The following is a 15190-nucleotide window of genomic DNA, read 5'->3' as shown; positions in this document are numbered from 1 at the left end:
CCGATCAGATCACTCTACCCGCAGATTCTGCTGAGGTAGAAAAAGAAGGGAGAAAGTAGGCATGAGAAAGAAAGGCACGAACACCCGGTTCCCTGCCGACTGGGATGTGGCAATAACTCGAAGATCCTTTAATCGTGGACTGATCGTAGCAGGCTTCACAGTGGCCATGGGGCCATTTTTTTCGGCTGCGGATGCAACAGTGAACAGCAGCAGACGCAGGCAGTTAAGGGTCGTCGACTACATTGTTGTGGGAGGAGGCGCGGGCGGTGGCCCCGTTGCTGCCCAACTCGCGAAGGCGGGCTATACGGTGGCTGTGCTTGAAGCCGGCCTCGATCCCGAGGGGCAGGAGGCGCTAAGCATCGATCCGAACACGGGTATTATTTATCAAGTGCCGGCATTCGCCGCTGTTGCTTCGGAGCACCCTCTGTTGAGTTGGGATTTTTATGTTAAGCACTATAGCGACCCGGTCCAGCAGGCACGCGATTCAAAGTTTGTTCCTGGCAAGGGTATCCTGTACCCGCGCGGCAGCGCTCTCGGAGGGTCGACCGCTCACGACGCCATGCTCTTTATCTATCCTCACAACCAAGACTGGGACGATATCGCCGAGATGACCGGGGACGAGTCATGGCGAGCCAGCCACATGCGGAAGTACTTCGAAAGGCTGGAGAAATGTGAGTACTGTCAGCCCCTCGCGCCCGGCCATGGTTTTCGTGGTTATATGAACGCCAGCCTGTTCGACGAGCAGGTGTTCAAACTTGCTCCGGAAATCCAGGATCTAGCCGAGGCAGGTCAGAAGAATATCCCATTCGAGGCCAATGACCCCCGCGTTGCCCAGGGGGCTACAGGCTCAATCAAAACTCCCATGCATATTGCGACCAAGGTTAGGGTGTCGATCCGGGAGCATTTGCTGGACACGCGACGCAAACACCAGGACAAGCTTTTTCTGATTACAGGGGCCTTGGCCACGAAGGTCCTAATCCGTGGCAAGCGGGCGATCGGTGTTGAGTTCATGCGTGGTAACAATCTTTATGAGGCCGACAAATTCTACGATCCAAATGTCCAACCCAGCACCTTTAAACTTTATGCTAGGCGGGAAGTGATCCTCTCGGCTGGAGTATTCAACACGCCTCAGCTTTTGAAATTGTCTGGGATTGGTCCAGCGACGGAGCTCAACGATTTTGGCATCAAAGCCGTGGCTGACTTGCCAGGTGTCGGTCGGAGCCTGCAGGATCGTTACGAAATCAGTGTCGTCGCAGAGCTCAAGAGGGACTTGAACCTATACAAAGAGTGTCTCCCCTCTGACCCGCTGATTGATCCCTGTTTGCGGGCTTGGTTGACGGGCAAATGGCCAGGCGTCCAAAGCCCCTTTTACGGCCCGTATGCTAATAATGCCGCCTACAATGGCCGCATCGCAAAGCCGAATCCGGAGCACACCTTGCTGACTTGGTTGAGGAGCAAATGGCCAGGCGTCCAAAGCCCCTTTTACGGCCCATATGCTAATAATGCCGCCTACAACGGCCGCATCGCAAAGTCGAATCCGGGGAGCGCCTTGCCGGATCTCTTTCTGGTGGGTCAGGCTACCGCGTTTAATGGCTTCGTGCCGGATTTCTCGCTAATGCCTTTCGGTGGAACTTGGACATGGTTGATCCTCAAGGCCCACACGAATAACACTGCGGGTACCGTCACATTAAAGTCTAACAATCCGCGGGAGATGCCGGAAATCAATTTTAACTACTTCCAGGAAGGAGGGAAAGAAGATCTACAAGCCGTAGTCAAGGGAGTTAAGCTCGCGAGGAGCTTTCTCAATGAGCCACAGGCGAAGCAGCATGTGTCTCAAGAGCTACATCCGGGGAGTAATATACAGACGGATGAGGAAATCAGCCAATACATCCGAGACCAGGCATGGGGACACCATGCGTCGTGTACCGCCAAGATCGGGGCCGATGATGATCCCCTAGCCGTTCTGGATAGCCGTTTTCGCGTACGAGGTGTGAAGCGCCTGCGGGTGGTCGACGCCTGTGCCTTTCCACGCGTGCCAGGGTTCTTCCCTGTTGCGGCTATTATGATGATAGGTGAAAAGGCCGCTGATGTAATCCTTGAAGACGCCAAACGCGCCCGTAGGAACACGCATGAGTTGGAAATGAGTGACGAAGAAGTAAGTGCGTATGAATAAAGTATCGAGTATTCGGGAGTCAGCCGGTAGTATTCCGTCGACTGACTCCCATAATGGCGCAGGCCGTGGTAGAACGGTTCCAGCAGAATCTAATGGCAGTAGAGCAGGTCATTGATCAGCGTAATCACGGACGTCCGCTAGCCTGCAAGTATCTAAAACCTTCGGAAATCATCAAATAGCTAGGAGGAAAACTTGTGAGCTACACAGCGAAAAATCAGGGCACAGCGGAATCCTTGGAGGACGACCCTTCTATTTTAACGTGGGAACAAATCCTGGAGCAAGAGCGTATGCGCATCAGGGAGAGGCGCCGCCAGGCGGGAATTGCTCTAGGCCAGCCAGAAAAAGATGCGGTAGGGCTGGCTTTTTCGGGTGGCGGGATTCGCTCTGCCACCTTTAATCTGGGGTTATTGCAGGCGATGAATCGCTACAGTTTTCTTAAGCATGTGGATTATCTTTCCACTGTCTCGGGCGGAGGTTATATTGGCAGTTCCCTGACTTGGTTTATGTCTTGCCTCAAGCAAGACTTTCCCTTTGGCGCTTCCCGCCGCGACAATAGGGAAACGCCAGGCGCTATCGTGAGTTGGCTCCGTCAGCACGCCTCTTACCTCACGCCGGGTGAGGGGGTGGATCTTTGGGCCTTGGCAGCGGCTATTATACGGGGCACCTTGGTTAACTTGCTGGTGATTATTCCGATTTTCTTTACTATAACCGTGCTCTTGGTTTGGTTGCCCGTCCCAGTGGTTATTCCAGGTTATCCTTGGAATGGTTTTACCCTGTTGCTAGGAGCAGGCCTTGCCTCTCTCGCTCTGCTTGGCGTCACTTCCATTTTCTATGCTCTATTTTCTAATGTTAGAAGCTTACAGCGATTCCGTGTACGGAGCCGGAGCAATTTCTGGATGGGACGGATGCTGTTTTTTGGAATAGGATTTGCGGTGCTCGGTACGATTCCTCTCTTGCATGGTTATCTGGAGAGTCATTTTAAGGACTTGATCGAAGAATTTTATACCTCTTTTTCCCTGGCTGGGGCGCTATCTCTCATGGGTGGCTGGATTGGCCGGGATTCGGAAAACGAGACTCAGGGCTATCGCAAGGTTTTGTTAAATGTGGGACTAGCTTTGATAATTTATGGTCTTTTGCTATGGATGTACCATGATGCTGATGCCGTTGTGAACAAGGGTGATGTAGTGAGAGAGGAATTGTTATGGGCAGGCGTGGCCTTATCGCTTTTTATTGGTGTGCTAGCCAATATTAACTATGTCTCTATCCACCGTTATTACCGGGATCGGCTGATGCAAACATTTATGCCGCCGGTGGGGTTCACTGATTTTAGGGAACCCAATACATGTTTGTTAAAAGACATTCCCCAAACCAAAGCCCCCTACCAAATTATTAATACTATGATGATGACCTGGAATTCTTCCACCCCCGCACTGCGGATCAGAGGAGGGGATAATTTTATTTTTACTCCTTTATTTTGTGGCGCCCCGTCCACCGGCTATGTTCCAAGTGCCCAATACCTGGGTGGCACGATGGATCTGAGCACCGCCTTTAGTATTTCGGGAGCTGCCATCGATCCCAATACGGGAGTAACTCGATCCCGGCCATTATCTTTTATGATGACTTTATTGAACTTACGGATAGGTTATTGGGTTCGTAATCCAAAGCGGCCTGCCAATAGGATAAAGGGGTGGTCGCGTCCTTATTGGTTTGTCTACTCCTTGCGGGAAATGCTTGGCCTTAAAATGGCTGAGAATCAAATGCATGTTTATTTGACCGACGGAGGCCATTTTGAAAATTTAGGTCTTTATGAATTGGTGAGGCGCCGATGCCGTTATATTGTGCTTTCCGATGCGGCTGAAGATCGGGCTTGGAAGTTTGATGATTTAGGGAATGCCTTGGAAAAGATTCGGGTAGATTTTGGTGTAGCTATCGATATTGATACTCAAATGCTACAACCTCAGGGTCTTAATCAATTTTCTCCTCAGCCGGGAGTGCTAGGAAATATTTGCTACGCGGATGGGAGTCGAGGGACTTTACTTTATATCAAGGCTTCCGTTTTTTCCGGACTTCCAGAGGATGTCTATGCCTACCGGCGGGCTAATCCCAAATTTCCCAATCAAAGTACGGTTGATCAGTTTTTCGACGAGCCCCAATTTGAGGCTTACCGGGAGTTAGGCTTTCAAGTAGGCAAGCGAATATTTGAGGATAAAAAACTCCGTAAAATTTTTGCTTCCTGAATCCGCAAGATTCTTTCCCTCCAATTATAGCTAAATCTATAATTACTGATACGCTGCAACGATATTCTCAAGGGTTTCATGTTCGTTGTATTCTCTGATTTTTTTGATATTTCCGAAGTCTTTTTCTATGGGGTTAAAGTCAGGGGAATAAGGGGGGAGGAATAAAATTCCCGCCCCTGTTTTTTTGATGATTTCACGTGAAGAAACGGCTTTGTGGAACGGAGCATTATCCATGATGACAATGTGGTTGCTGTTGAGCAAGGGGCAAAGCTCTTTTTCCAGCCATGCATTGAACACAGCCGTGTTACAGGTTCCCTCAAATAGAAACGGCGCTTCAAAGCCTTCATCCATACGGGCGGCCAATAAAGAGGTTCGCGGTCTGCGATGACCGGAGATCAGACCATAAACACGCCGCCCCTTTGGAGCGTAAGCGTAACGACGGGAAACCTCCGGCTCAAAACCGCTTTCATCAAGATAGACAAATCTTTTGCCGCGGCGGCGATAGCGTTCACGAAGGCGAAGAAAGCTCTTTCTTTTCATATTACAGCGCTGCGTGTACCCCGTCATTTTTTTTACGGGTTAACCCCATTTTGTGCATCGCATGCCAAATACAGTAATACGAAACGCCAAAATGCCGGGCGCGTTCTTTATAGGTGAGAGCAGCCTTGTCTTCCACATGGACCCGTAAAGCCTCCCAGTCCAGCTTGTGTGAACGGCGAGGGCCGGGACGCTCGTAACACAGCGCATCATCCTGCGACAACCAGCGATAAATGCTCGCGCGGCCTACCTGAAATCTCCGGGCCGCTTCCGCCTTGCTTCCACCGCCCCTTACAAAATCGATTACTCGTTTGCGCAAATCAATTGAACATCTCATCACAACAGTATGAATGAATATAACACAAATGTCTCAATATTTATAAATTTAGATATAGTAAATACGCATTTAATTTTGTTGGGTTTGAGGATGATGGGGAAAATGGTGTGAATAGATGCCAAAGGTTTTCGAGCGGTCATTGATGCTGCTATCACATTGGCAATTATCCGAGGTAAATGATAGCCGACTTCAGATTCTTTTTTACTAACGAAGTTGTTCACCCCGGTGCCGTTAATTTCTTGGGAGGATATAGTATCGGCTAAGGTGCTAGCTTCTCGCAACACGAAGTTTATTAATATCGGAAAAATACACATACAATTCTGCTTGGGTAAGCCAGTCAATGAGTTGGCATAGATTAAAAAAAGGGGGGGGAGGGTGATAACATGTTCCTCAGCTAAGTACTGTGCATTTTATAGAAAGTTTACCCTGTATTTTTTTTCTGTCAATAGGAGAAATAGCGACTAAACTTTATTAGGTATTAACAAAAAATATAGAGGAATCTAAGATGGGACATATTGATATTAGACCTCGTTGTTTGCGTGTATTCATTTCAATCCAAGCCGGGTTTTTATTGATTAGTCTTTTTATTATAGCTGGATGCGAATATAAGTCTCCTGATTTTCCTAAGCCTTCTCCCCCTACACCCGAAGAAAAACTTATTGCACAAGGAAGGGATATCTTTTTTAATGAGACATTTGGTGGCAATGGAAGAACCTGTAGTACCTGCCATAGGGCAGAGGCAAATTTTACAATTGATCCGGAATTTATTAGTGCATTACCATCTAACGATCCTTTATTCGTTGCCGAGTTTAATCCCAGCCTAAGTAAAAATTTTGAAAAACCGGAATTCATGCATTCTTCGGGGTTGATTTTAGAGAATTTGGATGGGTTTCAGGATTTAGAAAATGTTTTTGTATTGCGGGGATCGCTTCCCACGTTGGCGCTGCGGACATCCATAGCTAGCCCAGAAGGTCCCCGCCTGGGTTGGTCTGGTGATGGCTCACCTCGGGACGGTACGCTGAAATCATTTGCAATTGGGGCAGTTATTCAACACTTTCCTAAGACCTTGAATAGAATTCCCGGGGTTGATTTCCGACTCCCAACCGAAGACGAACTTATTGCATTAGAAGCCTTTCAACTTTCTTTAGGGCGGCAAAAAGATTTACATCTGCCCCTTTCCCTGAAAGGAGCAGTAGCGAAAGAAGGACAGAAGATATTTTTAGATAACTCATTGGGAAAATGTAATATTTGCCATCAAAATGCAGGGGCTAATGCTCGTTTAGGCGGACAAAATGTAGGCAATGCTAATTTTGATACGGGCGTTGAAAATTTGCCTGATAGCGCAATGGGCGGTGAACGGAGGCCGCCTGATGATGGATTGGGAACCCCAGGGGATGGCACCTTTAATACCCCGCCTTTGGTGGAGGCAGCCGATACAGCTCCTTTTTTCCATAACCATGTAATTGATACCCTCGAAGGGGCCGTCGCTTTTTATAATAGTAAAGCCTTCAATAATTCCCCGGCGGGCCAGGTACTGGCTAGTGGGGATCCCAATGGTATCGGTATTCAATTAAATGAAAGCCAAGTGGCGGCTGTTACGGTTTTTCTTCGAGTCATCAATGCGTTGGAAAATATTCGCTGGAGCATTGAATTGATTGAAGGAGCCATGGGCAGGAAGTTCGCGATATTTGGAGATGTCGATGAACAGCTGAGAATTGCTGGCTTTGAAATTGGAGACGCTGTTATGGTATTGGAAGAGAGCGATTTGTATCCGCAAGCCATTACCGATCTTAACTCAGCCTATAATCTGATCGATCAAGTAAGGCATAATGCCGCCTTCAAGCACCTTCTGGTGGATGCAATCGGTAAACTAACAAATGCCCGCCATGATCTCGTTGGATCGCCTTAGGCTACCTACCTTTGACAAGCAGCCTAACTATACTGGAGATGAGGTTATGTTGAAAAAATTATCTTGCCTTGGAATAGCTATATTTCTGATACTCTCTATTCCTTTGTCACAGGGAGAAAGTCACGAAAGATACGAGAAATTTATTCCCATAAACTATGCACTAGGGATGGATGAAAAATATACGGCTACTGGTAGCATCGTCGCCGTTGATAAAGAGGAAAAGATAGTTACTATCAGCGCGAATTCAGAGAGCCATGCTTATAAAGTAACCGATGATACTAAGATATGGTTAGATCGGTCGCAAATCAAGGCCAAAAACATGGAGGGATCTTTGACTGATCTTAAGAAAGGCTTAAAAGCTGAGATAAAAATTTATTCTACTGAGGATAAAGCGGTGGCTAAATGGATCAAGGTACAGATAATAAATAACTAACCTGGACCGAGAGTATGGGGTGTACCCAAGTGGCATTGCATTTCTCCAATCCTTTTTTTCAAATAACGTGAAATATCAAGAGAACAAGGAGCGTCGAGGCGAGAGAGAGGAATGCTTATTTGGAGGACAGCCATCCCTTGCCCCTTTTGGGGCAAGATATTTTTATTCCCTTTGAGAGGTTATTCCAAAACCGCCCCTGCGGGGGGCGGATACTTGATTCGTTTGGTATTAGAGGAAGGTTGTAATGTGTTCTTTCCACCTTAGAGTTTCTTATGGATAGTGAATTTCGTTTGATTATCTCTTGCCCCGATCGGGTGGGTATTGTAGCGGAGGTCAGCTCGTTTATCGCTTCTTATGGCGGTTGGATAAACGAGGCTAGTCACTATTCCGATCCAGTATCAGGTTGGTTCTTCATGCGCCACTGTATCAGGAGTAGCTCTTTACCTTTTGGTATCAAGGCTTTTAAAGATAAATTTTCGCCTATTGCTGAAAAATACAAGATGAAATGGAGTCTTTTTGACTCCAGTATGAAGAAACGCATAGTGTTAATGGCTAGTCGAGAATCCCATTGCTTGGTTGATCTATTGCACCGCTGGCATAGTAAAGAACTTTATTGCGATATTCGCTGCGTTATCTCTAATCATGAGCATTTGAAGCGGTTAGTGGATGCCTATGGCGCACCCTATCACTTTGTTCCTACGTCTAGAAAAAGTAAAGAAAATGCTTTTGAGAGAATTATTCAGCTTGTTGAAGACAATCAGGCGGATCTCATTGTGCTTGCTCGCTACATGCAAATTTTACCGGGAGATATCTGTGATACCTATCAAAATCGTATTATTAACATCCATCATAGTTTTCTGCCTTCCTTTGTGGGGGCAAAACCTTATCACCAGGCCAGTGAGCGTGGTGTCAAACTTATCGGGGCCACCTGTCACTATGTGACCGAGGCGCTAGATGCTGGCCCTATCATCGATCAAGATGTGATGCGTATAACCCATCACAATACCGTAGAGGATATGATTCGCCTGGGAAGAGATGTGGAAAAACTGGTGCTGGCTCGTGGGGTGCGCAGCCACCTGGAAGACCGGGTACTGGTCCATGGTAATAAAACCATCGTTTTTTAATAACTCAGTAAACTATTGCGGGTATTTGCTGCGCATGGATTTAACATTGTTATTGGGTGGATACGCACGGGTCAAGGTGATATCCAGGCCAATTTTCAGGCGATGAAAACATTCTGGGCACCATGAACGAAAATGCACCGCTCATGTGCTATGGCATTTCTTCATTTTTAGGCGTGGCTTGCTATCAACTTTTGAAGGCAGTTTTCGGCAAGGTGAGACCCCGGCTGTGTTTGTTCAAAACTACCGCAAGCAACACTGGCACCAGGCAAGGAGACAAATCATGACCAACGATCCATTTGGCATTACAGCGACGCTAAAGACTGCGTCCGGAGCCGCCTCTTACGTGAGTCTCACAAAGCTGGCCGATAAAACCGGTGCGGATGTAGCGCGGCTGCCACACACCGTCAAAATTTTGCTGGAGAATATTGCCCGAAGAGTCGGAAGCAGGGACGTATCACAAGCCGATGTCGAAGGGCTCGCCCATTGGCCGAATGGCGCTGCTGCGTCCCTCGCCTTCATGCCAGCGCGGGTTTTGATGCAGGACTTCACCGGCGTTCCAGCCGTGGTCGATCTTGCCGCCATGCGCAGTGCAATGGCCCGGGCAGGCGGCGATCCCAAGCGGGTCAATCCGCTTGTCCCCGTAGATCTGGTTATTGACCACTCGGTTCAGGTCGACCGTTTCGGTAGCGCCGATGCCTACGCCGCCAACCTTGAATGGGAGTATCGTCGTAACCGGGAACGTTACGCGCTACTTAACTGGGCCCAGCAAGCCTTCGACGGTTTCCGGGTGGTGCCGCCTGGCATGGGTATCTGCCATCAGGTCAACCTGGAACACCTTGGGCGTGTCGTTATCGCACGCGACGGTTGGGTTTTTCCCGACACCCTGGTCGGCATGGATTCGCACACGCCGATGATCAATGGTCTCGGCGTGCTGGGCTGGGGAGTTGGCGGCATTGAGGCCGAGGCGGCCATGCTTGGTCAGCCGATGTTCTTGCCCAAACCCATTGTGCTCGGCGTCAGGATGCGGGGAGCGTTGCCCCCGGGCACAACGGCCACCGACCTTGTTCTCACCCTGGCGCAAATGCTCAGGGCGTACGGCGTGGTGGGTAAGTTCGTCGAGTTTTTCGGCTCCGGGCTGAGCAGCCTGGGCATCGCGGACCGCGCCACCCTGTCGAACATGTCCCCCGAATTCGGTGCCACGGCGACGCTTTTTCCCGTCGATTTCAACACTTTGGAGTACTTGCGCTTGACCGGGCGCGGCGCCAATGTTGATTTGGTCGAGCGCTACACACGCGAACAGGGCTTGTTCCGGACCGACAACGACGTCGAGCCAAACTTTAGCGAAGTCCTTGATTTTGACTTGAGTAAGGTCGAGCCGAGTGTGGCTGGACCGAAGCGGCCCCAGGATCGTGTCGCCCTGGCCGACGTCAGGCAGTCCTTCAAGTCCGTTATCGAAGGCGTGAAGACCGAGGTGAGTGCCAAAGCGATCGCCCGCCTGATCGCCGAGGGCGGCCCCCCCGAGGAGGGCCGGACCTGCGAGGGTCCAGCGGAGCATCTGCACCAGCCCAATGCCGCTGCATCGGTGACCCATGGATCAGTTGTCATCGCTGCCATTACCAGTTGCACCAATACCTCAAACCCTTCGGTGATGATCGCCGCTGGCCTGCTGGCCCGCAAGGCGGTCGAATCTGGCTTGCAATCCCGGCCCTGGGTGAAGACCTCGCTGGCGCCAGGGTCGCGTGTCGTCACCGATTATCTGAACAAGGCCGGTCTGATGCCGTATCTGGAGAAGCTGGGCTTCAACCTGGTCGGTTACGGCTGCACCACTTGCATCGGCAATTCCGGTCCATTGCCCGAAGAAGTTGCCAAGGCCGTCACTGACAAGGACCTGGCAGTGGCCGCCGTGTTGTCGGGTAACCGTAACTACGAGGGCCGCATCCACGCCCAGGTGAAAGCGAGTTACTTGGCCTCGCCGCCGTTGGTGGTCGCCTACGCGCTGGTTGGCACGGTGCTGTGCGACCTGTCCAAAGACCCGCTGGGCAAGGATGGGAACGGCAAGCCGATTTACCTGAAGGACATCTGGCCGAGCGCAGAGGAAGTCGAAGCGATGATCGCCTCGTCGGTGTCCGCGGATCAGTTTGATAAGGAGTATGGACGTATCTTCGAGGGCGATGAGAAGTGGAAAAGCATGCCTGCACCTACCGGCACCTTGTTCGATTGGAGCGGCGAATCGACCTACGTGCGCGAGCCCCCTTTTTTCATCGATTTTGCGGACACGCCGACGCCAGTGACGGATATCGAAGAAGCGCGGGCCCTGGCCGTGCTGGGTGACTCAATCACCACTGACCATATCTCGCCGGCCGGTGCTATCAGCGACGATTCGCCTGCGGGACAATATCTGCTCGAGCATGGTGTGCCACCGGCCGAATTCAACAGCTTTGGCTCACGGCGCGGCAATCACGAAGTCATGATGCGCGGCACTTTCGGCAACATCCGATTACGCAACGCCATGGTGCCTGGCGCTGAGGGTCCCTGGACCGTACATGTGCCCAGCGGCGAGAAGATGAGCATCTATGACGCCGCAGTCCGCTACGAGCAAGAGGGCACGCCCCTGGTGGTTATCGCCGGGCGCGAATACGGTTCGGGCAGCTCGCGCGACTGGGCGGCCAAGGGCGCCGCGTTACTCGGCGTCAAAGCGGTTATCGCCGAGAGCTACGAGCGTATCCACCGCAGCAACCTTGTCTGTATGGGCGTGCTTCCCTTGCAGTTCAAGGATGGCGACTCAGCGAAGTCCCTCGGCTTGACCGGCTTCGAGACTTTTTCCATCGCTGGCATCGGCGACGGCATCGAGCCACGGCAAAGCGCAAAGGTATCGGTAACCCGGCAAGATGGATCTCAAGTGGCGTTTGACACCACGGTGAGGATCGATGCGCCGGCCGAAATCGAATACTTCCTCAATGGTGGTATCCTGCAGATGGTGCTGCGCCAGCTTTTGGCGGCCTGAGGTATTTGTAAAAACCTGCCCGATTAGTTGCCAGCAGAGATAAGCAGTGAACGAGCCAACGCCATCCGTCCCTTCTTCCTCGGAGACTAAGAACACCGTAGCCGCACGTATCCGTATAGGGCTCTTGTTGATTCTCCAGACTATCATGGGAGTCGAGTTGGTATTCCTGCTTGCCAAGGGTCTGTGGGCGAGTAGCGTCTGGCTGCTGGCAATCATTGCCATTACCTGCGCGCCAGAGATTCTCGGTCCCCGGTTGCCTGTTCGTATCTCGCCAGAGTTCGAGGTTTTGGCAATCTGGTTTGTATTTGCCGCACTCTTCCTAGGAGAGTTCCAGAGTTATTATGAACGCTTCTGGTGGTGGGATATTGCCCTGCACACAACTTCAGGTTTGTTGTTGGGTCTCCTTGGTTTTTTGCTGGTCTATGTGTTAAATGAGAATAAACGCATCGATATTAATATGCGCCCGGGATTCGTCACCTTGTTTGCATTTGCTTTTGCAGTTGCCGTTGGCGCTGTTTAGGAGATATTTGAATTCATCTGCGATCAGGTTCTCGGCACGAATATGCAAAAACCCATGATGGGCGATCCTTCAGGGCTAACTGATACAATGTGGGACCTGATAGTCGACGCCTTGGGCGCGCTCACAATAAGTGGTTTCGGCTGGTGGAGCATGAAACGACGGGAGCGCTCACTGTTCGACATTTGGCTCGATAGATTTATCGAACGAAATCCTAAATTATTCCGTAGTTGAATTAACTCTCGCGCTTTTACCCTGTTTTACAAGCACTTATTTGGAGGTCTACGACAATGAACTCATTAACGCAAGATTACCCAGCTATTTTGCTGGACAAGCACGAGCCGCCTTGTCTCTCGCTCTATCAGCCGACGCACCGACAGCATCCTGAAAACACCCAGGACCCGATCCGCTTCCGCAATCTGGTGAAGGAAATGGAGGAATCCCTGCGCAAGAAGTATCCGTCTCGTGATATTACGGCGCTACTGCGCCCATTTGAGGACTTAGCCGAAGATCGGTCTTTCTGGAATCATACCGCAGACGGGCTGGCGGTGCTGAGTGCGCCTGGGCTGTTCCGCGTGTATAGACTGCAGCGGCCAGTTGTCGAGCTATCGGTTGTCGCCGACAGCTTTCATACCAAGCCGCTCATGCGCATTGTGCAATCGGCCGATCGCTACCAGATTCTTGGTTTGAGCCGGCACGCGTTCAAGATGTTCGAGGGCAATCGCGATGCGCTGGATGAGATTCAGCTCATTGAAAGCGCGGCGCAAGTGATCGATGAACAACAAGGCAAAGATGAGGGTGATCGTGAAGGCGCTCACCGCGCATACAGCTCTGCTGGGCGGCCCGGTGCCGCAGCGCGGCACGGCACCGATGTAAAGCAAGATGTTGAGGATCGCAACACCCAACTATTTTTTCGCGCTGTGGATGAAGTAGTGCTGAAGCATTATTCCCAACCATTGGGACAGCGCCTAATACTGGCGGCGCTACCTCAGCACCATCATCTGTTTCGCGCCATTAGCAGTAATCCTTTGCTAATGAGCGAAGGTATTAACACTAACCCAGAGGCGTTATCGCTTGATGCGTTGCGTGAACGCGCATGGCAATTGGTGCAGCCCTATTACCTTGAGCGGCTAGCCGGTTTGGTGGAATCGTTTGGCGCGGCGGCTGCAAAGGGGCAGGGCGCGGATGACCTTAGCGAGATCGCCACGGCCGCCATCGCCGGGCGGATTGCAACGTTATTGATCGAGGCCGACCGTTTAATTCCCGGTTATATTGATGCCACAAGCGGTCAAATTACCACTGATAATTTGAGTAACCCGGAAATTGACGATGTGCTCGATGATCTCGGCGAGCATGTGCTCAAGACCAGCGGCGAAGTTGTGATCGTCCCCAGTGAACGAATGCCAACACAGACTGGCGCCGCCGCCATCTATCGTTTTTGATTAGTCTTTGAAGGTTTATTCCGGCGGTCTATAGGGTCCGCGCATCAGATGTCGAGTTGCCAATGTTGCAGTTTCTGTCTCTTTGCTCCGCAGCGGTGGTATCTGGATGAGAAAGAATGAAGAGAACCCAAGCAATGCGATCCCTAAGGCCCATGCTGCGCCTGGGACACTCCGTGATTTCATTGAGACGGCGTATGCGGTCGATCTAGCTGCTTGGCTGGAGGAAATTCCATGCGAGGAGGCGCAGGAACAGCTTCTTGCGCTACCCTTGCCGCGGCGGACCGAGACGTTCGGCTACCTGCAACCGGATACGCAGGTAGCGCTTGCGCGCCGGCTGGACCGGCGCGACCTGGCGGAAATTGTCACCCAGATGAATGCGGATGACCGCGCCGATTTGTTCAATCATTTAACGCCGAAGGAACAACAGTGGCTGCTGCGCGGCCTGGCGCAAGAAGAGCGCGAGGATATTCGTCGTCTGTCAGCCTATGCTGAAGGCACCGCCGGGGCGATTATGACCTCGGACTATGCCACGCTTGCCGCTGATATGACGGCCCATGAGGCAATTGAGTTGTTGCGGCGCGAAGCACCCGAGAAGGAAACCATCTACCGGTCCTATATCCTGGATCGCGAGCGCCACCTGATCGGCTCCATCCGGCTGCACCAACTCATTCTGGCCGCCGCCGATACGCGGATTGAAGAGATCATGGACCATGCTCCGGTGTCCGTCGCGCTAGATAGCGATCAAGAGCATGTCGCGCGGATGATTGAACGTTATGATCTATTGGCGCTGCCGGTGATTGATGAGGACGGCAGGTTGGTCGGCATCGTCACCCATGACGATGCCGCCGACGCGATGCAGGCGGAAACGACTGAGGATTTCCACAAGATTGCTACTGTCCTCCCGTTTTCACAAAGCGTGCGCGAGGCCAGCATGGGCGTGCTTTACAGGAAACGGATTTTCTGGCTTGCGCTGCTGGTGTTTGGAAATCTGTTTTCGGGCGCGGGGATCGCATTCTTCGAGGATACGATCCTGGCCTATGTATCGCTCGTATTTTTTCTTCCGCTGTTAATTGATAGCAGCGGCAATGCTGGGTCACAGTCGGCAACCCTGATGGTGCGGGCGCTGGCTACGGGCGACGTGGCGCTGAAGGACTGGCGCGACCTGATCCTGCGTGAACTGTTGATTGCGCTCGCGCTGGGGGCGACGATGGCGCTACTTGTTTTCCCGGTTGGGTTGCTGCGCGGCGATTCCGAGATCGCGCTAGTCGTAGGGTTGACCATGCTACTAGTCGTCATTGTTGGCAGCCTGGCGGGCATGTCACTGCCCTTTCTGCTCAGCCGCCTGCGGCTTGACCCGGCAACGGCAAGTGCGCCGCTGGTCACAACGATATCGGATGCAGTCGGTGTGTTGGTCTATTTCTGGATTGCAACGACGGTGCTGAGCCCCTGATCCAGGCTTATTCCCGGGGTATCCTGC

At 51.5% G+C, this 15190-nt stretch carries 11 protein-coding genes; 9 read left to right on the top strand and 2 right to left on the bottom strand.

Translation table 11 applies throughout. The features are described from left to right. Positions 1-106: 106 nt before the first annotated feature. Positions 107-2173, top strand: coding sequence for a GMC family oxidoreductase (locus NOC_RS09685; RefSeq protein ID WP_244859947.1), 2067 nt, complete (start codon positions 107-109; stop codon positions 2171-2173). A gap of 194 nt (positions 2174-2367) precedes the next feature. Next, the gene (locus NOC_RS09680) at positions 2368-4410 is read left to right on the top strand and encodes a patatin-like phospholipase family protein (RefSeq protein ID WP_011330770.1); all 2043 of its coding nucleotides are present in this window, start codon (positions 2368-2370) and stop codon (positions 4408-4410) included. A gap of 42 nt (positions 4411-4452) precedes the next feature. On the opposite strand, the gene NOC_RS09675 is transcribed toward NOC_RS09680, so the two are convergent. Next, on the bottom strand, positions 4453-4950 hold the full coding sequence (locus tag NOC_RS09675; protein WP_011330422.1) for an IS630 family transposase: 498 nt from the start codon (positions 4948-4950) through the stop codon (positions 4453-4455). A gap of 1 nt (position 4951) precedes the next feature. Beyond that, positions 4952-5284, bottom strand: a complete 333-nt coding sequence (locus tag NOC_RS09670) for an IS630 transposase-related protein (protein WP_011330421.1) — start codon at positions 5282-5284, stop codon at positions 4952-4954. 505 nt (positions 5285-5789) lie between these two features. Here NOC_RS09670 and NOC_RS09660 point away from each other — a divergent pair. From NOC_RS09660 to mgtE, 7 genes are all read left to right on the top strand, one after another. Continuing rightward, a complete protein-coding gene (locus NOC_RS09660; protein ID WP_011330768.1) occupies positions 5790-7193 on the top strand; it encodes a hypothetical protein in 1404 nt (467 codons plus the stop codon). Positions 7194-7239: 46 nt separating this feature from the next. Beyond that, on the top strand, positions 7240-7626 hold the full coding sequence (locus NOC_RS09655) for a hypothetical protein (protein ID WP_011330767.1): 387 nt from the start codon (positions 7240-7242) through the stop codon (positions 7624-7626). Positions 7627-7898: 272 nt separating this feature from the next. Continuing rightward, entirely contained in the window at positions 7899-8750 is an 852-nt protein-coding gene (purU, locus tag NOC_RS09650; RefSeq protein WP_002811589.1) for a formyltetrahydrofolate deformylase, read from the top strand. Between the two features lie 280 nt (positions 8751-9030). Then, the gene (acnA, locus tag NOC_RS09645) at positions 9031-11754 is read left to right on the top strand and encodes an aconitate hydratase AcnA (RefSeq protein WP_011330766.1); all 2724 of its coding nucleotides are present in this window, start codon (positions 9031-9033) and stop codon (positions 11752-11754) included. Positions 11755-11800: 46 nt separating this feature from the next. After that, positions 11801-12274: a hypothetical protein gene (locus tag NOC_RS17925; RefSeq protein ID WP_011330765.1), complete on the top strand. Its 474-nt coding sequence runs from the start codon at positions 11801-11803 to the stop codon at positions 12272-12274. Positions 12275-12561: 287 nt separating this feature from the next. Continuing rightward, positions 12562-13713 (top strand): hypothetical protein, encoded by a 1152-nt coding sequence (locus tag NOC_RS09635; protein ID WP_002809284.1) that lies wholly within the window; start codon positions 12562-12564, stop codon positions 13711-13713. A gap of 106 nt (positions 13714-13819) precedes the next feature. Beyond that, positions 13820-15163: a magnesium transporter gene (mgtE, locus tag NOC_RS09630; RefSeq protein WP_011330764.1), complete on the top strand. Its 1344-nt coding sequence runs from the start codon at positions 13820-13822 to the stop codon at positions 15161-15163. Positions 15164-15190: the final 27 nt, after the last annotated feature.

Origin of the sequence: Nitrosococcus oceani ATCC 19707 (assembly GCF_000012805.1) — a bacterium.
GTDB lineage: Bacteria > Pseudomonadota > Gammaproteobacteria > Nitrosococcales > Nitrosococcaceae > Nitrosococcus > Nitrosococcus oceani.
Note: the sequence above shows the minus strand (reverse complement) of the source record. Positions and strands in the feature narration are given on the sequence as shown.

Coding starts and splice junctions, on each gene's coding strand:
- NOC_RS09675 (WP_011330422.1), bottom strand. CDS start 4,950: ATGAAAAGAAAGAGCTTTCTTCGCCTTCGTGAACGCTATCGCCGCCGC.
- NOC_RS09670 (WP_011330421.1), bottom strand. CDS start 5,284: ATGAGATGTTCAATTGATTTGCGCAAACGAGTAATCGATTTTGTAAGG.
- NOC_RS09660 (WP_011330768.1), top strand. CDS start 5,790: ATGGGACATATTGATATTAGACCTCGTTGTTTGCGTGTATTCATTTCA.
- NOC_RS09655 (WP_011330767.1), top strand. CDS start 7,240: ATGTTGAAAAAATTATCTTGCCTTGGAATAGCTATATTTCTGATACTC.
- purU (WP_002811589.1), top strand. CDS start 7,899: ATGGATAGTGAATTTCGTTTGATTATCTCTTGCCCCGATCGGGTGGGT.
- acnA (WP_011330766.1), top strand. CDS start 9,031: ATGACCAACGATCCATTTGGCATTACAGCGACGCTAAAGACTGCGTCC.
- NOC_RS09635 (WP_002809284.1), top strand. CDS start 12,562: ATGAACTCATTAACGCAAGATTACCCAGCTATTTTGCTGGACAAGCAC.
- mgtE (WP_011330764.1), top strand. CDS start 13,820: ATGAGAAAGAATGAAGAGAACCCAAGCAATGCGATCCCTAAGGCCCAT.